The sequence below is a fragment of the Micromonospora sonchi genome, from assembly GCF_014646235.1.
In the GTDB taxonomy this organism is placed as follows: Bacteria; Actinomycetota; Actinomycetes; order Mycobacteriales; family Micromonosporaceae; genus Micromonospora; species Micromonospora sonchi.
Genome location: NZ_BMNB01000038.1, coordinates 28,108 through 49,135, shown reverse-complemented (window position 1 = coordinate 49,135; position 21,028 = coordinate 28,108). Strand labels below are relative to the sequence as shown.

Genomic DNA, 21,028 nt, shown 5'->3' with positions numbered 1-21,028 from the left:
CGTCGGCCAGGGCGGCACGGAGCACGTCGGCCTCCGTGCCGGTGACCGATCGGGCGAAGCGCACCAGCGCGGCGTCCCGGCTGCCGCCGAGGTCCAGCGCGTCCAGCATCAGCCGGGCGATGTACGCCTCTCGGCTGGCCGCGGCCCGGTACCGCCAGGCCCGTCCCTCGCGCTCGCGCTCGACCATGCCCTTGCCGGCGAGCCGGTCCAGCACTGTCATCACCGTGGTGTACGCCAGCTCGCGTCCGTCCAGTGTCTCGGCCACCTCCCGCACGGTGATGCCGTCCGACCTGCCGGGAACCGTGTCCCACAGCACATCCATCACCGCGCGTTCGAGGTCACCAAGCCGAGTCACCCCCTGATCCTACCTCTCGTAGTAGTCCCCTCCCAGGGCTCCCCGGACCACCGCCGCCACCTGCTCGGCCTCGACCAGGAAGCCGTCGTGGCCGAAGTCGGACCGGATCGTGATCAGCGGCCGGGCGGTCGGTGCGGCGGCGAGCACCGCACCCTGCTCCGGCGGGAACAGCCGGTCGGAGTCGACCACGGCCACGGTGAGTTCCGCGCGGATCCTCGCCAGGGCCGCGTCCACCCCACCCCGCCCACGCCCGATGTCGTGGGCGTTCATCGACTCGGTGAGCACCAGGTAGGAGTTCGGGTCGAACCGTCGGCCAAGCTTGGCGCCGTGGTGGTCCAGGTACGACTGCACCGCGAACCGACCGCCCACGGCCGGGTCCTCCCCGGCCTGGGGGGCGCGACCGAACCGCTCGTTCAGCTCGCGCGCCGAACGGTACGTGACGTGGGCGATCTGCCGGGCGACCGCCATTCCGGCCAGGGGCGGCGGCCCGTCGTAGTAGTCGCCACCCCGGAAGTTCGGATCCGTTCGGATGGCGGCGAGCTGCGGCACGCTCCAGGCGATCTGGTCACCGGAGAAGTCCGGCGTGGTGGCGATGGCGACACACCGGCGTACCCGCTCCGGATACATGATCGCCCATTCCAGCGCCCGCATGCCGCCCATCGAGCCGCCGATGACCGCGGCGAACGACCGGATCCCGATCAGGTCGGCCAGCGCCGCCTCGGCCCGTACCTGGTCCCGAGGGGTCAGGCGCGGGAAGCGCGACCCCCACGGCTTGCCGTCCGGCGCGGGCGTGGCCGGCCCGGTGCTGCCACGGCAGCCGCCGAGGACGTTCGCCGCGACGACGAAGTACCGGCGGTCGTCCAACGGCGCGCCGGGGCCGATCAGCCCGTCCCACCAGCCGGGTGTCGGCTGGCCGGGACCGGCCGGACCGACCACGTGCGAGTCCCCGGTGAGGGCGTGCAGCACCAGCACCGCGTTGTCGCCGGCGGAGTTCAGCGTGCCCCAGGTCTGATAGGCCATCCGGACGTCCGGCAGCACCCGCCCGGACTCCAGAGTCAGCTTCCCGATCTCGGCGGATCGGCGACCGGACGCGCCCGTGCGGAGGCCGGGCAGCTGCCCGGCCTCCGCACGCAGTGGGGTGAGGGTCATCGCCGGATCAGGCCTCCTTGGCGGCGATGAACCCGGCCTCCAGGTCGGCCAGAATGTCGTCGATGTGCTCGATTCCGACGGCGAGCCGGACCAGCCCCGGGCCCACCCCGGCGGCCCGGCGCGCCTCGTCGGTGAGCTGGGCATGGGTGGTCGACGCCGGGTGGATCACCAGCGATCGCACGTCGCCGATGTTGGCGACGTGCGAGTGCAGCTTCAGCGCGTCCACGAAGGCGATGCCGGCCTCGACGCCACCGGCCAGTTCGAAGGTGAGCAGGGCGCTGGTGCCGCGGGGCAGGTACTGGCGGGCGCGGTCGTACCACGGGCTGGTGGGCAGGCCGGCGTAGTTGACACTGACCACGTCGTCGCGCTGCTCCAGCCACTCGGCGACGGCCTGGGCGTTGGCGGCGTGCCGTTCCATCCGCAGCGACAGGGTCTCGATGCCCTGCAACAGCAGGAAGGCCGAGAACGGGGAGATCGCCGGACCGAGGTCCCGCAGCAGCTGGACCCGCATCTTGATCGCGTACGCGCCGGGCCCCAGCGCCGGCCAGTACCGCAGCCCGTTGTAGGTGGGGTCGGGCTCGACGAACTCGGGGAACTTCTCGGCGTGCGCCGAGAAGTCGAAGCTGCCGCCATCGACGACCACACCACCGATGGCGGTGCCGTGACCACCGAGGTACTTGGTCGCGGAGTGGATCACCACGTCCGCGCCGTGCTCCAGCGGGCGCAGCAGGTAGGGCGTGGCGACGGTGTTGTCCACGATCAGCGGGACACCGACCTCGTGCGCCAGGTCGGCGACCGCCCGGATGTCGAGGATGTTGCTGCGGGGGTTGCCGATGGACTCGCCGAAGAAGGCCTTGGTGTTCGGCCGGACCGCCGCCCGCCAGGCGTCGAGGTCGTCGGGGTCCTCGACGAAGCTCACCTCGATGCCGAACTTCGGCAGGGTGTGGCGGAACAGGTTGTAGGTGCCGCCGTACAGGCTCGCACTGGACACGATGTGGTCACCGCTGCGGGCCAGGTTGAGGATCGCCAGGGTCTCCGCGGACTGGCCGGAGGCCACCGCCAGGGCCGCGACACCGCCTTCGAGGGCGGCGACCCGCTGCTCCAGCACATCCTGGGTCGGGTTGTTGATCCGGGTGTAGATGTAGCCCGGCTCGGCCAGCGCGAACAGGCCGGCGGCGTGGTCAGCGTCACGGAAGGCGAACGACGTGGTCTGGTAGATCGGGGTCGCCCGGGCGCCCGTGGCCGGGTCCGGGGCGGCGCCCGCGTGCACCTGCAGCGTCTCGAAGGACCAGGTGGCCGGTGTCGACTCGGCGGGAGTTGGATCGGAGTCGGGGGTGGTCATGATGTCTCTCCTTCAGGCCGGGTGGCTGCGGGGCTGGCGGGCAAGATCGCTCGTCCGGAACTCACCGGACGGGGTGGCGCGCGGAGAGCAAAGGCTGGCCAGGCCGACCACGGATCGATGGTCTGCCGCTGATGGGACGAGCCGCTCGGGCCAGGGCGCCGCGGATCAGGCGTGACAGAGCGCGGTGGTGACGCGCATCAGGTCGACGTGACGCCGTGAGCAGAGGCGCATCCGCAGCTGCGGGACCTGTGCGTGCGACATGTCGGGCTCCACTGATAGCATGATCATTTGCGCTCGATCCGTTAAACGCCAGACGCTAGCCTACCCGGCAGTGTTCGAGACGAATCGTCCCGAAGCGTGGATCCTCGGTGACGGGCGCAACTCAGAGGCCCTTCGGATGCCACACGGTCTTCGTCTCCAGCAGCCACGTCATCCGGCCCAACCCCGGATCCGCCGACCAGTCGTGAGCCGCCGGCCGGAGCACCCGCTTGAGGTTCTCCGCCGCCCTGCCCTCCAGGTCGGCGGCCAGCTCCGGGTCGGTCACCCCGGTCAGGTCGATCGCGTTGACGTCCATGTGCGCGGCCAGCGTCGGCACGGTCTCGGCGAGGCGACCGGTGAGGATGTTGACCACCCCGCCGGGCAGGTCGGAGGTGGCCAGCACCTCGGCCAGGGTCACCGCGGCCAGCGGGGCCGCCGGCGAGGCGGCCACCACCACGGTGTTGCCGGTCACGATCGCCGGAGCGATCACGCTGACCAGGCCGAGCAGCGCGGGCGCCTCCGGGGCCACCACCGCCACCACGCCGGTCGGCTCGGGCGCGGAGAGATTGAAGTACGGCCCGGCCACCGGGTTCGCGCCGCCGTACACCTGCGGCAGCTTGTCGGACCAGCCCGCGTACCAGACCCAGCGGTCCGTCGCCGCGTCCACCTCGTCGCCGGGCACACCGAGGGCGACGAACTGCTCGCGCCGGCCCTCCAGCATCTCGGCCACCCGGTAGAGAATCTGACCCCGGTTGTACGCGGTCGCCCCGGCCCACCCCTGCACGGCGGCGCGGGCGGCGACCACGGCGTCCCGCGCGTCCTTGCGGGAGGCCAGCGACACGTTGGAGTCCTGCACGAGGTACGACCGTCCCGACTCGCTGCGCGGGAACTTCCCGCCGATGAAGAGCTTGTACGTCTTGCGTACCGCCACCCGCTCAGACATTGAGGTACGCCTCCAGCCCGTGCCGGCCGCCCTCGCGGCCGTAGCCCGACTCCTTGTACCCGCCGAACGGCGAGGTCGGGTCGAACTTGTTGAACGTGTTGGCCCAGACCACCCCGGCGCGCAGCCGGTCGGCCGTCCACAGGATCCGGGAGCCCTTCTCGGTCCAGATCCCGGCCGACAACCCGTACGGCGTGTTGTTGGCCTTCTCCACGGCCTCGGCCGGGGTGCGGAAGGTGAGCACGGACAGCACCGGGCCGAAGATCTCCTCCCGGGCGATCCGGTGTGCCTGGGTGACTCCGGTGAAGATGGTCGGCGCGAACCAGAAGCCCCGCTCGGGCAGCTCGCACGGCGGCGACCACCGCTGCGCGCCCTCGGCGGCCCCCGCGTCGGACAGCTCCTTGATCCGGGCCAGCTGGGCGGCGGAGTTGATGGCGCCGACGTCGGTGTTCTTGTCCAGCGGGTCACCGACCCGCAGCTGAGCCATCCGCCGCTTCAGCGACTCCAGCACCGTCTCGGCGACGGACTCCTGGACCAGCAGCCGGGAGCCGGCGCAGCAGACGTGCCCCTGGTTGAAGAAGATGCCGTTGACGATCCCCTCGACCGCCTGGTCGACCGGGGCGTCGTCGAAGACGATGTTGGCGGCCTTGCCGCCCAACTCCAGGGTGAGCTTCTTGCGGCTGCCGGCGACCGCGCGGGCGATGGCCCGGCCGACCTCGGTGGAGCCGGTGAAGGCGACCTTGTCCACGCCCGGGTGCTCGACCAGGGCGCGACCGGTGTCACCAGCGCCGGTGACGATGTTGACCACGCCGGCCGGCAGGTCGGCCTGCTGGCAGATCTCGGCGAAGAGCAGCGCGGTCAGCGGGGTGGTCTCGGCCGGCTTCAGCACCACCGTGTTGCCGGCGGCGAGGGCCGGAGCGATCTTCCAGGCCAGCATGAGCAGCGGGAAGTTCCACGGGATGACCTGCGCCGCCACGCCCAGCGGCTTCGGGGCGGGACCGAAACCGGCGTGACCGAGCTTGTCCGCCCAGCCCGCGTAGTAGAAGAAGTGGGCGGCGACCAGCGGCAGGTCGACGTCCCGCGACTCCTTAATCGGCTTGCCGTTGTCCAACGTCTCGAGCACGGCCAGCTCGCGGGAGCGCTCCTGGACGATCCGGGCGATCCGGTACAGGTACTTGGCCCGGTCCCGGCCCGGCATCGGGCCCCAGACCTTGTCGTACGCCTTCCGGGCGGCGCGGACCGCGCGGTCCACGTCCTGCGCGCCACCCTCGGCGATCTCCGAGAGGACCTCCTCGGAGGCCGGATTGATCGACTTGAAGCTGCCGCCGTCGGCCGGGTCGACGAACGTCCCGTCGACGAACAGGCCGTAGGACGGCTTGATGTCCACCACCGAGCGCGACTCGGGGGCGGGGGCGTATTCGAACATCGCGGTCAGTCCAGGGTGAAGTAGTCGGGGCCGGCGTAGACGCCGGTCTTCAGCTTGGTGCGCTGCATCAGCAGGTCGTTCAGCAGGCTGGAGGCGCCGAAGCGGAACCAGTCCGGGTCCAGCCAGTCCGGCCCGACGGTCTCGTTGACCATCACCAGGTATTTGATGGCGTCCTTGGTGGTCCTGATACCGCCGGCCGGCTTCACGCCGACCTGCCGCCCGGTGGCCGTGCGGAAGTCGCGGACCGCCTCCAGCATCACCAGCGTCACCGGCAGGGTGGCCGCGACCGGGACCTTGCCGGTGGAGGTCTTGATGAAGTCGCCGCCGGCCAGCATCGCCAGCCAGGAGACACGGCGCACGTTGTCGTACGTGGCCAGTTCGCCGGTCTCCAGGATCACCTTGAGGTGCGCTCGCGGTCGCCCTTGGCGACCGGCATCAGCACCGCCGCAGGCCTCCTTGATCGCGACGATCTCGTCGTACACCTCGCCGTAGCGGCCGGCCAGGAAGGCACCCCGGTTGATCACCATGTCGATCTCGTCGGCACCGGCCTCGACAGCCGCTCGGGTGTCGGCGAGCTTGACCTCCAGCGGCGCCTGGCCCGACGGGAAGGCCGTCGCCACGCTGGCCAGGTGCACTCCGCCGGGTCCGGCCGGCGCGGCGCCGTTCGTCGGTCCCGGTCCGTCGGATGGCCGCCCGGACCCTGCGCTGCCGCGCAGCACCTCGGCCGCGTACGGGACCATCGAGGGATAGACGCAGACCGCGCCGACGTGCGGGCAGGACGGGTCGGCCGGGTCCGGCCGCAGTGCCTTGGCGGCGAGCGCCCGCACCTTGCCCGGGGTGTCCGCCCCCTCCAGCGTCGTCAGGTCGACCATCCGGATGGCGAGGTCGATCGCCTGGGCCTTGGCGGTGGTCTTGATGGATCGGGTGCCGAGTTGGGCTGCCCGCTGCTCCGCGCCGACCTGGTCCACGCCTGGTAGGCCGTGCAGGAAGGCACGCAGAGCAGTCTCGGATCGTCCCAGTTCGGAGAGATCCGACCGGGCCGACGTCGCTGTCGCCGTCATGGCCCGAAGTCTACGCGGGTCGACCCGCAGTGATCTTGGTCGCTGCGGCTGCCCGAGCGGTTCCGCGTGAGCGACATCGCTGGTCCGGGCGGGCCAAGCGCGCCGGTGGCCGGGCCGGGTAGGTTGAGCGATCGTGGACGTACACGTCATTGACCATCCGCTCGCCCAGTCCCGGCTGACCGCCATGCGGGACGAACGGACCGACCCGGCCTCGTTCCGGGCGGCGCTGCGCGAACTCACCACCATGCTGGTGTACGAGGCGGCGCGCTCCTTCCCGGTCGAGAAGTACCCGGTGCAGACCCCGGTCACCGCCACCGAGGGCACCCGGCTGGCCAACCCGCCGCTGCTGGTGCCGGTGCTGCGGGCCGGTCTCGGCATGGCCGACGCCGCGCTGGGGCTGCTGCCCGAGTCGTCGATGGGCTTCGTCGGGCTGGCCCGCGACGAGGAGACGTTCGAGCCACGGGCCTACATGGAATCGCTGCCCCGGGACCTGGACGGCCTGCCGGTGCTGGTCCTCGACCCGATGCTGGCCACCGGTGGATCGCTGGAACACTGCTGCCGGATGCTGGCCGAACGTGGCTGCACCGACATCACCGTGCTCTGCGTACTGGCCGCGCCGGCGGGCATCGAGCGGCTGGAGCGCTCCGGCCTGCCCCTGCGCCTGGTCACCGCCTCGATCGACGAGGGCCTCAACGACAGCAAGTTCATCGTGCCCGGCCTCGGCGACGCCGGCGACCGCCAGTTCGGCGGCATGCCCCGCTTCTGACCCCCCACCTGCACCGTTGATCATGAGGTTAGCGGCGATGTCGATCTCAATCACTGCCGCTAACCTCATGATCAACGGGAGGGGTTGGGGCGGGTTTGGCCCGCGAGGGGTGGGGTTCAGCGACTAGCGTCCCGAACATGACTGGTGTCCCGCTCGCCGAGGAGCTGCTCCTGCTCGCGTACGACGACGAGACCGGCAAGTCGACGATGCCACGGATCAGCCTCGACCTCGGGATGGCCGCGGCGGTCCTGATCGAGCTGGCGCTGGCCGAGCGGATCGCGTACGCCGACGGGACCCTGACGGCGGTCGACGCGACGCCCACCGGTGAGCCGGTCACCGACGACGTGCTCGCCCGGATCGCCGCCGACCCGCCGCACAGCCCGTCCAACTGGGTGCAGCGGCTGCGGCACGGCCTGCGCGACAGCATCCTCGGCGAACTGCGCGACCAGGGCGTCGTCCGGGAAGTCGAGGAGACCGAGCTGGGTTTCATTCACGTACACCGCTATCCGGCGCTGGACCCCTCGGTGAAGGCGGACACCCACCAGCGGCTCGTCTCGGCGCTGACCGGGGCCGCCCCGGACGAGCGGACCGCCGCGCTGGCCACCCTGGTCGTCGTACTGCGGATGGAGTCCACGCTCGGCGCCACCGACGAGGCGGCCGAGCGCGCGCGCCGCCGGTTGTCGGAAATCGCCAGCGGCGCCGGCTTCACCGGCGAGGTGAGCCTGGCGGACTCGGTGGTCCGTCCCTCGGTCGGCCTGGTGGTGGCCGCCCTGGGCCGCGCGGTCGAGGCCGCCCTCGGCCCCCGATCATGACCCTCCGTCGTGATGGGCCGGCCTGATCAGGGTCAGCCGGGCAGCCGATCGGCCCGCACAGCGGTGACGAGGCGGACCAGGCAGCGGGTGCGACGGTGAGCGCCGGGCCGGTTGGGTCCCTGCTCTCCCGGATGCCGACGACGCCGGGCAAATTGTCGGCAACCTCGATGCACTCGCCGCCGTTGGTGCCGCCGTTGGCGCTGGCGCTGGCGCGCCAGCGGGCGCCGGTCAGGTCACTCATAGCACTCTCCCCGGATGGCATCGATCAGCTCCACTGATTGTCGGCTCATCCAACGCGAGCGACTCCAGCCCTCGCCAGACCCGTTCACAGGCGGGGATCTCCGCCGGCTGGTCGAGGTGGAGCGAGCGTTTCCGCGCTGGGCGGAGGTGCCGGCTGACCGTTACTGAACGCAGCGGGCTGGAGTGCGCCGCTTGTTGAGCGCCTGGTCGAGTCTTGTCGGTGACTGTCGTTGTCGTGTCCGCTCGGCGGATGGGCAGCCGGTCGTTGGTGTCGGGGTGTGGCCCTGTCGAGCTGAGAGCGTGCGCGGATCGCGGTGATCGACGGCGGGTCGGGGTGATCGACGGTGGGTCGGGTTGGGGTGAATGGCGGGCGTGCGGTATTCCGCAGGGCTGGATCGGCGGGATGGCGCAATGGTGGTGTGATGCTGCCTGGTCGGTTTGTCGCCCGGTGCGGGGGTGGTGATAGCGCAGACGGGTCAGCTCGACAGTGGCCGGGAGCGTCATCATCTGGGCCCGGGACGCCCGCCCTGGGAGTTGGAGTGACCAGCGGCCATCAGGTGGTGGTGGCGAGGTGGGTCCAGAGGGTGGTGGGTCCGGGCGTGGTGGGTCCGGGGGTGGTGGGTCCAGGGGGTTGTGGGCCCCGAACGTGGTGGGTCCGGGCGAGGTGGGCCCAGGCGTGGTGGGTCCGGGGGTGGTGGCTGCGGTGGCGGGGGTGTGGGCGGCGCGGGTTGCGGTATGTCGGGGTGTCCGGCGTTGTGGGTGGCGCGGGTTGCGGTATGTGGGGGTGTCCGGGCCGGTTGAGACCGCGAGTTGCGGCATCCTGCGAGCGAAACCGCGAGTTGCGGCGCCCGGTGACCAAAGCCGCGAGTTGCGGCGTCCGGTGAGCAGGGCGGCGAGTTGCGGTGCCTTGTGCGACGGAGACGGGTGCCGGTGGCGGAGGTGTCTCATCGCCCGGCCGTCTGAGGTGCCAGGACCGGCCCCGCCGCCCGGTTGCCGATCACTCTCAGCAACAGGAATTCTGATCAGGTGGTTAATAGGGGGCCCTTCCTATACACGAGGCGTTAAAAGGGGGCCCTTCCTTACATGCCCAGGGCGTGGGCGGTTTCGGTGCGTAGGGTTGCGACGGCGGTTGCCGCGCGCGAACGCGCCGTGGCGACGTCGCCGTCCGTGACCGGTTCCACCACTTCGAGGTACGCCTTGAGTTTCGGCTCGGTGCCGGAGGGGCGGATCACCACCCGGGCGGTGTCGGTACGCAGGATCAGCACGTCCGCCTCGGGGAGCAGGTCCTGCGACTCGGTGACCGGCTGGCCGAGCAGCGTGACCGGGGTGGCGGCACGGATGCGGGCCATCGCGTCGGCGATCAGGCGCAGGTCGTCGACGCGTACCGAGAGCTGGTCGGTGTGGTGCACGCCGAACTCGGCGGCCAACTCGTCCAGCCGGTCGGTGAGGGTGCGCCCCTGCGCCTTGAGACCGGCGGCCAGCTCGGCGACGGTCAGCGCGGCGGTGATGCCGTCCTTGTCCCGGACGTGCTCGGGGGCGACGCAGTAGCCGAGCGCCTCCTCGTAACCGAAGACCAGCGGCTCGGCACCGCCGCCGGCCCGCACGATCCACTTGAATCCGGTCAGCGTCTCGTCGTACGGCAGGCCCCGGGCTGCGCACATCGCCCGCAGCAGGGACGACGAGACGATGGTGGTGGCGTACAGGCCGGTCACGCCGCGTCGCATCAGATGGTCGGCGAGCAGTACGCCCAGCTCGTCCCCGCGCAGCATCCGCCAGCCGGAACGTCCCGGCCGGACGCCCTCGGCACCGTCCGGGCCGCCGGGACCGTCCGGGCCGCCGGGACCGTCCGGGCCGCCGGGACCGTCCGGGCCGCCGACGGTCTCCGTGCCGTCCGAGCCGCCGGTCGCCTCCCGGACCGCGACCGCACAACGGTCGGCGTCGGGGTCGTTGGCGATGGCCAGGTCGGCGCCGGTCGATTCGGCGAGGGCGACCAGACGGTCGACCGCGCCCGGCTCCTCGGGGTTGGGGAAGCTCACGGTGGGGAAGTTTGGGTCGGGCTCGGCCTGGTCCGGCACCAGGCCGGGCACGGGGAAGCCGGCGGCGGCGAAGGCGGCGGTGAGGACGGTCGCCCCGACGCCGTGCAGCGGGGTGTACGCCACGGTCAGCTCCCGGGGGCCGCCGGCGGGCACGACCTGCACCGCTTCGGCCACGTATCCGGTGACGAGGTCGTCGCCGAGCACCTGCCCGGCCGCGCCGAGCGGCACCTCGGCGAGTGGGCCGACCGCGCGGATGGCGGCCTCGATGCCGGCGTCGGCGGGCGGCACGATCTGCGCCCCGGCGCCCCGGTCGCCGCCGAGCTCGGCCCCGAGGTAGACCTTGTAGCCGTTGTCCTGCGGCGGGTTGTGGCTCGCGGTCACCATCACTCCGGCGACCGCCCGCAGGTGTCGTACCGCGTAGGCGAGCACCGGGGTGGGCAGCGGGCGGGGGAGCAGCAGGGCGGGCCGTCCCGCCCCGGTGGACACCCGGGCGGTCCGCTCGGCGAACTCGCGCGAGCCGCGCCGGGCGTCGTACCCGATCACCAACGGACCGGTGCCGCCCTGGGCCGCGAGCCAGGCGACCAGCCCGGCGGCGGCCTGGGTGACCACCGCGAGGTTCATCCCGTTGGGCCCCGCGCGCAGCGGCCCGCGCAGCCCGGCGGTGCCGAAGGTCAGCGGCCCGGCGAACCGGTCGGCCAACTCGGGGGCGCTGGCCGGGAGGCGATCGAGCACCGTCCGTAGTTCCGCCCGGTCGGCCGGGTCGGGGTCGTCGGCGAGCCAGCGTTCGGCCCGCTCGCGCAGGGTGTCAAGGTCAGTGGTGTCCGCCGCCATGGCCTCTTGATAGCACGGCGGCGGATCACCACGGTCCCGCGCCCCGGCTCAGCCGGCGGCGGTGAGCTGGAACGACTGCGCCATCTCGTCGTAGATCGGCCTGCTCTCCGCGAAGCGGGAGTCGTTCGCGGTGAGGTAGAAGGAGTACATCCGGCCGTCGTGGGCCACCCCGTGCCACACCCCGTGCCGCATGCCGTCACCCTCGCCGCAGGTGTACTCGAACTCGGCCGACGGCTTCCCGGCGAGTTCCTTGGCCTCCATCGAGATCTGGGTGTACGGCTTGGCGCACGAGTTCGACCGGGTCTTCAGGCCGTTCTCGGCGGTCTGCGCCCAGCGGGCCGAGTCGCCGCGCCACTCCTCGTTGAGGATGCGGACCCGGCGGCCGCTGTCCTCCGGGTCGGTGTAGTCGACGTAGACGGCACCCTTGGGCGCGGCCTTCTTCCAGCCCTTGGGCACCAGCACCCGCACCCCGCGCGCCGAGTGCTCCTGCATCTCGACGCCGCCCGGCCCCTCCTCGGCGGAGTTGGACGGGTCGGCGACCGGGGTGGCGGGTGGGGAGTCGTCCCCACCGGTGAGGGCCACGACGGTGATCAGCAGGAGCAGCGCGAGGCCGCCGGCCGCGGCCAGTTGGATCTTGCGCGGCCAGCCCTTCACCGTGTCGACCAGACGAGCGCCGGTGGCCTTCGCCCGGTCGAGCGGGCTGCTGCCACCACCACCGCCGCTGGCCGGTGGCGGGGTGCCGTACTGGTGGCTGGGCGCCGCCGGCCAGTGGTCGGCGCCGTAGCCGCCGATCCGCTGGGTGGCCTCCGGCGGCCCGCCGCCGTAGCCGCCACCGATCCGCTGGGTGGCCTCCGGCTGCCCACCGCCGTAGCCACCGATTCGCTGGGTGGCTTCCGGCTGCCCGCCGCCGTAGCCGAACACCTCGGGCCCGACGCGCTGGGTGGCCTCCGTGCCGATCCGCTGGGTGCTGTCGGCACCGATCCGCTGGGTGGCTTCGGCTCCGCCGATCCGTTGGGTGGCCTCAGCCCCGCCGATGCGTTGGGTGGCCTCGACTCCGGCGCCGTAGGTGCGGCCGACCGGTGGCGATGACATGGCGCCCGGTCGGGCCAGCGCGTCGGCGCTGGTGTCCTCCATCGCGGCGGCGCTGGCCGGGGTGACCTGTCCGGGGCGCTCGCCTCGGCGCAGCGCGGCGAGCCGGTCGGTCAGCGACTCGCCGGGCGCGAGCATGGCGCGACCGCCGATCTGCCCGCTCGGCTCGGGCTTCTTCGCCGGCGGTGCGGTGATCGGTGCGGGCTGCGGCATCTGCATCACCGAGTACGGGTCGGTCATCGAGTTGACCGCAGCGGCATTGCTGCTCAGCGGCCCGGCGAGCAGTTCGCGCAGCATGGCGCGGGCCGTGTGCACGTCGAGCCGACGGGCCGGGTCCTTCTCCAGCAGGCCCATCAGCATCCGGGTCAGCGGGCCGCTGCGCTGCGGCGGGGCCGGTGGATCCTCCACCACCGCGTGCATGGTCTCGATCGGGTCGCCGCGATCGAAGGGCGGTCGACCCTCCACTGCGGTGTAGAGCGTCACACCGAGGGAGAACAGATCGCTGGGCGGGCCGAAATCCTGGCCCATGGCCCGCTCGGGCGAGATGAAGTGCGGTGAGCCGAGCACCATGCCCGGCGTGGTGAGCTGCACGTCGGTGGGCATCCGGGCCACCCCGAAGTCGGTCAGCACGCAACGCCCGTCGGAGCAGATCAGCACGTTGGCGGGCTTGACGTCGCGGTGCAGTACGCCGATCGCGTGCGCCACCTCCAGCGCGCCGAGCAGGGCGATCCCGATCTTGGCGACCACCCGCTGGGCGATCGGACCGTCCTCGATCACCATGTCGGCGAGGCTGCGGGCGTCGAGCAGCTCCATCACGATCCACGGCCGACCGCCCTCGGTGACCACGTCGTACACCTGCACCACGGCCGGGTGGGCGATGGCGGCGGCGGCGCGGGCCTCGCGCAGGGTGCGTTCGTACATCGCGTCGCGGTCGCTCGGGGCCAGGCCCGGCGGGAGGATGACCTCCTTGACCGCCACGTCGCGGCGCAGAAGTGTGTCGGTGGCCCGCCAGACCGTGCCCATGCCACCGTTGCCGACCGTAGAGCGCAACGAGTACCGGTCACCGATGACGGTGCCGGGTGTCGCGCGGCCGTTGGTGGGGGTGCTGACTGGTCCGCCGCTCCACGTCGGGATCTGAGTCACAGAAAAGCCACCGGGGGAAGTCGAGGGGGCTGGGACACAACTCCCCTATCTTGCTGGTTCGGACGCCCGAAGTGAAAGCCGGCACGGGGGACGTTTAACTTACTCAACGGTACGCGTCCTTGCGTTCACCTCGGGTGACGAGTCGTGTCACGGGTCATCCCGGACCCGAATGTCGGCCTGCTCGTCCTACCATCCGGTGATGACGCAACGGCGGTTGAGCGAGTCCGGTTTCCCGATCAAGGGCGTGTACGCGGCGGCCGACCTTCCCGGCGACCTGGACTCCCGGCTGGGCGAGCCGGGGGAGTTCCCGTACACCCGCGGGGTCTACCCGACCATGTACACCTCCCGCCCGTGGACCATGCGCCAGTATGCCGGCTTCGGCACCGCCACCGAGTCCAACGCGCGCTACCACCAGTTGTTGCGGGCCGGCACGATGGGCCTCTCGGTCGCCTTCGACCTGCCTACCCAGATGGGCTACGACTCCGACGACCCGATCGCCCACGGCGAGGTGGGCAAGGTCGGCGTGGCCATCGACTCCATCGAGGACATGCGCCTGCTCTTCGACGGCATCCCGCTGGACCAGGTCTCCACCTCGATGACGATCAACGCGCCCGGTTCGGTGCTGCTGCTGCTCTACCAGCTCATCGCCGAGGAGAACGGGGTGCCCGGCTCGGCGCTCAACGGCACCATCCAGAACGACATCCTCAAGGAGTACATCGCCCGGGGGACGTACATCTTCCCGCCGAAGCCCTCGCTGCGGCTGGTCGCCGACACGTTCGGCTACTGCCGGGCCGAGGTGCCGAAGTGGAACACCATCTCCATCTCGGGCTACCACATGGCCGAGGCCGGCGCGTCCCCGGTGCAGGAGATCGCCTTCACGCTGGCCAACGGCGTCGAGTACGTCCGGGCCGCGATCGCCGCCGGGCTGGCCGTGGACGACTTCGCCCCCCGGCTGTCGTTCTTCTTCGTCGCCCGCACCACCCTGCTGGAAGAGGTGGCGAAGTTCCGGGCAGCCCGGCGGATCTGGGCCCGGCTGATGCGCGACGAGTTCGGGGCGAAGAATCCGAAGTCGATGATGCTGCGCTTCCACACCCAGACCGCGGGCGTGCAGCTCACCGCCCAGCAGCCGGAGGTAAATCTGGTCCGGGTGGCGGTGCAGGGGCTCGGCGCGGTGCTCGGCGGCACCCAGTCGCTGCACACCAACAGCTTCGACGAGGCGATCGCGCTGCCCACCGAGAAGGCGGCCCGGCTGGCGCTGCGTACCCAGCAGGTGCTCGCGTACGAGACGGATCTCACCGCCACCGTCGACCCGTTCGCCGGGTCGTACGTGGTGGAGGCGATGACCGCCGAGGTCGAGGCGGCGGCCGACGCGCTGATGGCCCGGGTCTTCGAGCACGGTTCGGCGGTGGAGGCCATCGAGGCGGGCTTCCAGAAGCGGGAGATCGAACAGTCGGCGTACCGGGTGGCGCAGGAGATCGACTCGGGTGAGCGGGTGGTGGTCGGGCTGAACCGTTTCGCCATCGACGCCGAGGAGCCGTACGAGCCGCTGCGCGTCGACCCGGCGATCGAGGCGGCGCAGGCCGAACGGCTGGTCAAGCTGCGCGCCGAACGCGACGGTGGCGCCGTTGAACGCGCCCTGGCCGAGCTGCGGGAGACCGCGTCGGGCACTGGCAACGTCCTGCACCCGATGAAGACGGCGCTGCGCGAGCGGGCGACCGTGGGCGAGGTGTGCGGGGCGCTGCGCGAGGTGTGGGGTCAGTACCGTCCCACCGATCGCTTCTGACCCGCCCACCCGACCGGGCCGGCGCCGCGCGTGAGTCAACCGCTGCGCCACCGCGCGTGAGCCGACCGCCGGACGCGGAGCGTGTCGGACGACGGGTCGCCGGGTACTCCCTCCCGGGTGATCTCCAGGACGCACATGGTGTGCGGTCGGAAAGGACCCGGACGTGTGAACGTCCACGGGTGCCGCTCGCCGGGCGTGGTCGGGTAGTCGTCATACAGTCAGTTGATTCGTCCGACTAATGCGACAATTCGGAACGCTGGCGATGGAGCCCGAGGAGTTTCCGGCCACTCGGGCCTGGTTACGCGTTGTAGGAGGTGGGGAGCGGGTGATGGCCTTCGACCGCGATCTACCTGCTGTCCCGTACGCCTACGGTGCCTCCGAGCAGGGCATACGTGACGCTGTGCGGTCCGGCCGTCACCGGAACGAGGTTGCGCAGAGTTACCATCGGGGGTCTACGCTATCTGCTGTTCCCGATGATCCATCCGTTCCTAGTGATCGAGAATTCGACGTGACGAGTGCGTTGACGATGCCGACCGGCGGGCAGGTGGCGCCGTCCTGGCCGGAGGCGCCACCGACCGGTGCCCAGCCCCTCCCGTTCGAGTTGGACCATCTGCTCGCTCTCCGGGTACCGGGCCTGATCGCCACGCGCCGTCACATCCACTCGCATCCGGAACTCTCCGGCACGGAGTTCGAGACCGCCGCGCTGATCGCCCGGGAACTCGCCTTGGCCGGGCTCACCCCCCGGCTGCTACCCAAGGGCAACGGCATCGTCTGCGACATCGACGGTCGCCCGGACGGCCCGGTCATCGCGCTGCGCGCCGACATCGACGCGCTGCCGCTCACCGACGTCAAGGACGTGCCGTACCGCTCCACCGTGGACGGCGTCTGCCACGCCTGCGGCCACGACGTGCACACCACCATCCTGCTCGGCGTCGGCATGCTCCTCGCCCAGCTCGCGGACCTGGGCGAACTGCCGGGCCGGGTCCGGCTGATCTTCCAGCCCGCCGAGGAGATCCTGCCCTGCGGCTCGCTCGAGGTGATCGAGGCCGGCGGCCTCGACGACGTGGTGCAGATCTTCGCGTTGCACTGCGACCCGAACCTGCCGGTCGGTCAGGTCGGCCTGCGGGTCGGCCCGATCACCGCCGCCGCCGACAACATCACCGTCCGGCTCACCGGGCCGGGTGGTCACACCGCTCGCCCGCACCTGACCGTCGACCTGGTCGACGCGCTCGGCCGGCTGGTCACCGAGGTGCCGGCCCTGGTCAGCCGGCGGGTGCCGGCGAACAGCGGGCTGCTGCTGGTCTTCGGCCACGCCACCGCCGGCACCCGGTACAACGTCATCCCCTCCGAGGCGTCCGCCTCCGGCACCCTGCGGGTGATGGATCGGAACGCCTGGGAGTCGGCCCCGAAGATCGTCTCCCAGGTGGTCCGGGACGTCATCGCGCCGACCGGGGCCACGGTCGACCTGGAATACCTGCGCGGTCGCCCGCCGGTCTGCAACGACCGGCAGGCCATCACGGTGCTGACCGGGGCCACCATCGCCGCGCTCGGCCCGGACGCCGTCGCGGAGACCCCGCAGAGCATGGGCGGCGAGGACTTCTCCTGGTATCTGGAGTACGTCCCCGGCGCGTTGGCCCGGCTCGGGGTCGGCCGCTCCGGGCCGAACGTGGACCTGCACCGGGCATCGTTCGACGTGGACGAGCGCGCCATCCCGGTGGGCGTACGGCTCATGGTGCAGACCGCGCTCCAGGCACTGGCGGCGGTGCGCTGACCCCCGGCGGTGGCGGTGTGCCGACCGGTGCGACGAGCGGCGGCTCCGGGGTCCGGTTCCGGCGGCGCCGGCGGCTCAGCCACCACAGCGCCCCCAGCGGTACGCCGAGCACCAGCAGCCACGGCAGGATCGCCCCGAGCACGGTGAGCAGGACGGTCATCGAGGTCAGGAAGACCTTCCAACCGCCGCGGAGCCCGACCAGGAAGCCGATCTCGTTCTCCTCCTCGGCGGTGCTCACGTCCGGCCCGGCCAGGGTGACGGTGATCGTGGACAGTGCGCTCAGGTCGGCCAGCCGCCGCTTCTTCGCCTCCAGCGAGGCGAGGTCGGCCTCGCGTCGGCCCAGTTCGTTCTCCAGCGTGACGAGATCGCTGATCGAGGTGGCCCGGTCGAGCAGCCGCCGCGCGCTCTCCACCCGGGCCCGCTGGCTGGTGATCCGGGCGTCGAGGTCGATGGTCTCCTCGGTGACGTCCTGAGTGTTGATCTCACGACGCTGCTGGACGCCGAGAGCCGCCAACTCCTCCACCACCGCGTAGAACCGGTCCGCCGGCACCCGCAGCTGCAACTCCGCGACCGCGTCGGCGTCGGAGCTGCGGCGCTGGTCCCCGCCGACGAAGCCACCGGCCCGGGTGGTCGTGGCGGCGGCCTCGCGGGCGGCGGCCGCCACATCGTCCACCTTCACCTGCAGCGATCCGGTGTAGATGATCGAACGCTGGTCGACCCGGGTGTCCGTCGCCGCTGCGCTGCCAGCCTTCTCTGCTGGGGCGGCGTTGCCGCCCTCGTTCGCCGGCCCGGCGGCGGCCCCCGCGGCGGTCGCCGCCGAGTCGTCACCTCCGCTGCTGCTCCCGCAGCCGGCGAGCAGCAACAGGAGAACCGCCGCCGCCGCCGGCGATCGCCAAGCTCTTCGCACGTTCATCCCCGTTCCCCTTTCACCCTTCCCGCATTGGTGATAGCTCGGACGGCCCGCGCCACCTCACGGGTTCCGGCAGACTGCGCTCAGGACGTCACGATTCGATATGGGAGGCATCACGATGCGGCTCACCAAGTACGCCCACTCGTGCCTACGGGTCGAGCACGACGGGGGAGTGCTGGTCATCGATCCGGGGATGTTCAGCGAACCGGCGGTGGCGCTGGACGGGGCCGACGCGGTGCTGATCACCCACGAGCACCCCGACCACGTCGACGTGGAGGCGGTCAACCAGCAGTTGGCGCGGCGTCCGTTCGTCATCCACGCCCCGGCCGCGCTCGCCGACACCCTCGGGGACGCGGCCGAGATGCTGCGTCCGGTCGTGCCCGGGGAGTCGTTCACCGCCGCGGGCGTCCCGGTACGCGCCTACGGCGGCCGGCACGCCGTGATCCACCCCGACATCCCGGTGGTGGCCAACCTCGGTTACCTGATCAACGAGACCGTCTACCACCCCGGCGACGCCCTTTTCGTCCCCGACGACGTCCAGGTCGACACCCTCTTTGCGCCGATCCATGCACCCTGGTCGAAGTTCTCCGAGGTGGTCGACTTCATCCGCGCGGTGTCCCCGCGCCGGGTCTTCGCCCTGCACGACGCGTTGCTCAACGACAACGGGTACGCGGTGCTCGACCGGCAGTACACCGCCCTGTCCGGCAGCGAGTACCAACGGCTGGAGCCGGGCAGCCGGATCGACGGCTGAACCGATGCCCGGCCCCCCGCGCGAACTCGTTGAGCGGCTCTACCGAACGCCGCCGGACCGGTTCGTCGCCGTGCGGGACGCCGCCGCCGCCGAGGCGCGTCACGCCGGCGATCCGGCGTCCGCCCGGCAGATCGCCCGGTTGCGCCGGCCCACGGTGGCCGCCTGGCTGGTCAACCTGTTGGCCATCGAGCGCCCCGAGTTGCTGGCCGACCTGGTGCAGCTGGCCGACGCCCTGCGCGACGCCCAACGCGAACTGCGCGGCCCGCGCCTGCGGGAACTGTCGGCGCAGCGGCGGGCCGTGGTCGGCGCGCTCGTCGCCGAGGTACGCCGGCTCGCCGCCGGGGTCGAGGGGGCGCCCCCGGGCGGAAGGCTGCCGCTGGGCGAGGTCGAGTCGACCCTGAACGCCGCGCTCTCCGACGCGGAGGTGGCCGAGCAGGTACGCGCTGGCCGGCTGCTGCGGTCCGTGCACTACGCCGGGTTCGGCGAGGTGCCCAGGCCACAGCTGCGCCTGGTGACCGGCGGCGAGGAGCCGCCAGCCGCCCCGCCCCGCGAACGCCGGCCGGACCGGGGCGCGTTGCGGGCCGAGCAGGCGCGGCGGGCCGCCCGGGCGGAACTGGCCCGCCGCCGTACGGCACTGGAGAAGGAGCTGACGCGGGCGCGTACCGATCAGGAACGGGCCGAGGCGGAGTTGGCCGGCGCGGCGGCGACCGAGCGGGACGGGGGTGCCGCCCTGGACGCCGTCGAGACGGAACTGGCCGAGCTGGAGCGCCGCCGAGCCATCGCCGAGCAGGAACTGAGCCGGGCGCGGTTGGCCCGCCGGGCCGCTGAGCGCGCCGCCAGTGCCGCCCGGCGCCGTACCGGTGAGGTCGAGGCCGCGATGGAGGCGTTGATGGCCGAGGAGGGGGATGCCGGCGGCGGCGACGGGGCGGCAGACTGATTTCTCGTGGACGGACCTACGGCCGGATCGCTCATGGACGGTGTGGTGGACGAATCCCGTGCGGGCGGGCGTTCGGGCGGAGCGGGATGACCCCGGAACAGGTGGCCGCGGCCTGCAAACCGGCGGTGCTGGCGCTCGGGGAGGCCTACAACCGGTGTCCCATCACCCTGAGCCGGGCCCGGGTGCTCGGCATCTCGGGCTGGGCGTTCTACATCACCGGCCGGGCCGGGGCGCTGGGCGACGTCCGAGCCGAGACGGTGGCCGCCGCGCTCGGCTTCATCGCCCCCGACGCGGTCGCCGACGGCTGGGACGCCGCCGTGCGCACCGTGCGGCCCGGCGAGGTCGCCACCGCTAGCCTGGCCGAGTGCTGCCGCTGGGGCGACGAGAACCTGTCCGCACTGCCCGGCGTCGACCGGTTCGCCACGCTGGTCGAACGGGCGGTCGCGGCAGCCGACGCCAGTGGGATGCCGCTGTTCGCGGCGTGGCGGGCCATGCCGCCGCTCGCGCAGCACCCGGGTGCTCGGGCCGCCGCCGGGCTGCGCCTGCTCCGGGAGCATTTCACCGGCGCCCACCTGGTCGCCGTGCGGGCCAGCGGAATGAGTCCGCTGGAGGCGGTGCTGACCGGCCCGGAGGGCGAGAGCGGCGCGGTCGCCTGCGGGTGGCCACCGCCGTACCCACCGGTCGGACCGCTGGTCCGGCGCCGGTTGTGGGCCGAGGCGGTGACCGATCGGCTCGTCGCGCCCGCGTTCGTGGTGCTCGGTCCCGACGAGGGCGCCGAGCTGGTGGAACTGCTGGCCGTGGCGCAGGCGCACCCGAAGGGCTGACGAACCGCTCGAAACGGGGATGAAGCACCCGGGCTCCCGGGGCCGGGGCCCGGCCCGAGGGCGGCCGATAGCAGACTGGGGGGGTGGAAGACGCGCTACGCCGACGCGGTGCCGGTGGGGCGGGACCGCAGCTCGAGGACGTAGTCGTCCGGCGCGCCCGCCTTCTCGGCGGCGTTCGCGATCTCCGACAGGTACCACGAGGTGGGCAACCCGCCCTCGTAGCCGTCGAAGACGTAGACCCAGGCCGTCACGTCGCCATCCAGCGTCGACACGCGGACCGTCAGCTTCCGGTAGGTGCCGGAGGTGACACCCTCGATCTCGTCCAACTGGGCCGCGTCGTACGGGTGGATGTCGTAGAGCGCGACGAACACCCGGTCGCCGGGCGACTCGACCACGGTGCTGACCGCACCCTCCCAGCCGATGACGTCCTCACCGGCGAAGGTGAGCCGCCATCCCTCCAGCCAGCCGATGCCCACCATCGGCGAATGCGGGCAGTATGCCCGCATCCGGGCGGGGTCCAGGTTCGAGCCGTAGGCGGCGTAATGACGCACGGCGATGACGATAGCCCGGCTGGTGCGTGGGGGAGAATACGGCGGTGCGTGTC

General features: G+C 72.1%; 16 protein-coding genes and 2 pseudogenes. 7 read left to right on the top strand and 11 right to left on the bottom strand.

Annotated elements, in window-relative coordinates:
* Nucleotides 1-4: 4 nt before the first annotated feature.
* From IEY61_RS27530 to deoC, 6 genes and pseudogenes are all read right to left on the bottom strand, one after another.
* Nucleotides 5-355, bottom strand: a pseudogene (locus IEY61_RS27530) (BlaI/MecI/CopY family transcriptional regulator); the annotation flags it as partial.
* 9 nt (nt 356-364) lie between these two features.
* Complete coding sequence (gene metX / locus IEY61_RS27525; RefSeq protein WP_189049513.1) at nt 365-1,504, bottom strand: homoserine O-acetyltransferase MetX; 1,140 nt, start codon at nt 1,502-1,504, stop codon at nt 365-367.
* 7 nt (nt 1,505-1,511) lie between these two features.
* Complete coding sequence (locus IEY61_RS27520; protein ID WP_189049511.1) at nt 1,512-2,846, bottom strand: bifunctional o-acetylhomoserine/o-acetylserine sulfhydrylase; 1,335 nt, start codon at nt 2,844-2,846, stop codon at nt 1,512-1,514.
* Between the two features lie 382 nt (nt 2,847-3,228).
* Nucleotides 3,229-4,047, bottom strand: a complete 819-nt coding sequence (locus IEY61_RS27515; RefSeq protein WP_189049509.1) for an aldehyde dehydrogenase family protein — start codon at nt 4,045-4,047, stop codon at nt 3,229-3,231.
* A complete protein-coding gene (locus IEY61_RS27510; RefSeq protein WP_189049507.1) occupies nt 4,040-5,470 on the bottom strand; it encodes an aldehyde dehydrogenase family protein in 1,431 nt (476 codons plus the stop codon). The genes IEY61_RS27515 and IEY61_RS27510 overlap by 8 nt, the downstream gene beginning before the upstream one ends.
* A gap of 5 nt (nt 5,471-5,475) precedes the next feature.
* Complete coding sequence (gene deoC, locus IEY61_RS27505) at nt 5,476-6,531, bottom strand: deoxyribose-phosphate aldolase (RefSeq protein ID WP_189049505.1); 1,056 nt, start codon at nt 6,529-6,531, stop codon at nt 5,476-5,478.
* A 133-nt stretch (nt 6,532-6,664) separates the two neighbouring features.
* Between deoC and upp the strand changes: the two genes are divergently transcribed.
* Nucleotides 6,665-7,297: a uracil phosphoribosyltransferase gene (upp, locus tag IEY61_RS27500; RefSeq protein WP_189049502.1), complete on the top strand. Its 633-nt coding sequence runs from the start codon at nt 6,665-6,667 to the stop codon at nt 7,295-7,297.
* 137 nt (nt 7,298-7,434) lie between these two features.
* Nucleotides 7,435-8,109, top strand: coding sequence for a GOLPH3/VPS74 family protein (locus IEY61_RS27495; RefSeq protein WP_189049500.1), 675 nt, complete (start codon nt 7,435-7,437; stop codon nt 8,107-8,109).
* A 70-nt stretch (nt 8,110-8,179) separates the two neighbouring features.
* Here IEY61_RS27495 and IEY61_RS31585 read toward each other — a convergent pair.
* The 3 genes and pseudogenes from IEY61_RS31585 to IEY61_RS27480 all read right to left on the bottom strand — a co-directional run.
* Nucleotides 8,180-8,350, bottom strand: a pseudogene (locus tag IEY61_RS31585) (DUF397 domain-containing protein); the annotation flags it as partial.
* 1,078 nt (nt 8,351-9,428) lie between these two features.
* Entirely contained in the window at nt 9,429-11,216 is a 1,788-nt protein-coding gene (locus tag IEY61_RS27485; RefSeq protein WP_189049496.1) for a phospho-sugar mutase, read from the bottom strand.
* A gap of 48 nt (nt 11,217-11,264) precedes the next feature.
* Complete coding sequence (locus IEY61_RS27480; protein WP_189049494.1) at nt 11,265-13,448, bottom strand: serine/threonine-protein kinase; 2,184 nt, start codon at nt 13,446-13,448, stop codon at nt 11,265-11,267.
* Between the two features lie 199 nt (nt 13,449-13,647).
* Here IEY61_RS27480 and IEY61_RS27475 point away from each other — a divergent pair, with 199 nt between their 5' ends.
* Nucleotides 13,648-15,231, top strand: coding sequence for an acyl-CoA mutase large subunit family protein (locus IEY61_RS27475; protein WP_189049492.1), 1,584 nt, complete (start codon nt 13,648-13,650; stop codon nt 15,229-15,231).
* A 508-nt stretch (nt 15,232-15,739) separates the two neighbouring features.
* Nucleotides 15,740-17,002, top strand: coding sequence for an amidohydrolase (locus tag IEY61_RS27470; protein ID WP_189049490.1), 1,263 nt, complete (start codon nt 15,740-15,742; stop codon nt 17,000-17,002).
* Here IEY61_RS27470 and IEY61_RS27465 read toward each other — a convergent pair.
* Complete coding sequence (locus tag IEY61_RS27465) at nt 16,959-17,915, bottom strand: DUF4349 domain-containing protein (protein WP_189049488.1); 957 nt, start codon at nt 17,913-17,915, stop codon at nt 16,959-16,961. The two genes, IEY61_RS27470 and IEY61_RS27465, sit on opposite strands and share 44 nt — an antisense overlap.
* 115 nt (nt 17,916-18,030) lie before the next feature.
* On the opposite strand from IEY61_RS27465, the gene IEY61_RS27460 reads away from it, so the two are divergent.
* From IEY61_RS27460 to IEY61_RS27450, 3 genes are all read left to right on the top strand, one after another.
* Complete coding sequence (locus IEY61_RS27460) at nt 18,031-18,663, top strand: MBL fold metallo-hydrolase (protein WP_189049486.1); 633 nt, start codon at nt 18,031-18,033, stop codon at nt 18,661-18,663.
* 4 nt (nt 18,664-18,667) lie between these two features.
* Entirely contained in the window at nt 18,668-19,600 is a 933-nt protein-coding gene (locus IEY61_RS27455; RefSeq protein ID WP_189049484.1) for a hypothetical protein, read from the top strand.
* An 86-nt stretch (nt 19,601-19,686) separates the two neighbouring features.
* On the top strand, nt 19,687-20,424 hold the full coding sequence (locus tag IEY61_RS27450) for an SCO6745 family protein (RefSeq protein WP_189049482.1): 738 nt from the start codon (nt 19,687-19,689) through the stop codon (nt 20,422-20,424).
* A 95-nt stretch (nt 20,425-20,519) separates the two neighbouring features.
* Here IEY61_RS27450 and IEY61_RS27445 read toward each other — a convergent pair whose 3' ends face one another.
* Nucleotides 20,520-20,975 carry a gamma-glutamylcyclotransferase gene (locus IEY61_RS27445; RefSeq protein ID WP_043719680.1) on the bottom strand — a complete coding sequence of 152 codons (456 nt, stop codon included), beginning with the start codon at nt 20,973-20,975 and terminating at the stop codon, nt 20,520-20,522.
* Nucleotides 20,976-21,028 lie beyond the last annotated feature (53 nt).

What these genes read in the sequence shown, in the direction of transcription:
- metX (WP_189049513.1), bottom strand. Translation starts at nt 1,504, where the DNA reads ATGACCCTCACCCCACTGCGTGCGGAGGCCGGGCAGCTGCCCGGCCTC.
- IEY61_RS27520 (WP_189049511.1), bottom strand. Translation starts at nt 2,846, where the DNA reads ATGACCACCCCCGACTCCGATCCAACTCCCGCCGAGTCGACACCGGCC.
- IEY61_RS27515 (WP_189049509.1), bottom strand. Translation starts at nt 4,047, where the DNA reads ATGTCTGAGCGGGTGGCGGTACGCAAGACGTACAAGCTCTTCATCGGC.
- IEY61_RS27510 (WP_189049507.1), bottom strand. Translation starts at nt 5,470, where the DNA reads ATGTTCGAATACGCCCCCGCCCCCGAGTCGCGCTCGGTGGTGGACATC.
- deoC (WP_189049505.1), bottom strand. Translation starts at nt 6,531, where the DNA reads ATGACGGCGACAGCGACGTCGGCCCGGTCGGATCTCTCCGAACTGGGA.
- IEY61_RS27495 (WP_189049500.1), top strand. Translation starts at nt 7,435, where the DNA reads ATGACTGGTGTCCCGCTCGCCGAGGAGCTGCTCCTGCTCGCGTACGAC.
- IEY61_RS27485 (WP_189049496.1), bottom strand. Translation starts at nt 11,216, where the DNA reads ATGGCGGCGGACACCACTGACCTTGACACCCTGCGCGAGCGGGCCGAA.
- IEY61_RS27475 (WP_189049492.1), top strand. Translation starts at nt 13,648, where the DNA reads ATGACGCAACGGCGGTTGAGCGAGTCCGGTTTCCCGATCAAGGGCGTG.
- IEY61_RS27465 (WP_189049488.1), bottom strand. Translation starts at nt 17,915, where the DNA reads ATGAACGTGCGAAGAGCTTGGCGATCGCCGGCGGCGGCGGCGGTTCTC.
- IEY61_RS27460 (WP_189049486.1), top strand. Translation starts at nt 18,031, where the DNA reads ATGCGGCTCACCAAGTACGCCCACTCGTGCCTACGGGTCGAGCACGAC.
- IEY61_RS27455 (WP_189049484.1), top strand. Translation starts at nt 18,668, where the DNA reads ATGCCCGGCCCCCCGCGCGAACTCGTTGAGCGGCTCTACCGAACGCCG.
- IEY61_RS27450 (WP_189049482.1), top strand. Translation starts at nt 19,687, where the DNA reads ATGACCCCGGAACAGGTGGCCGCGGCCTGCAAACCGGCGGTGCTGGCG.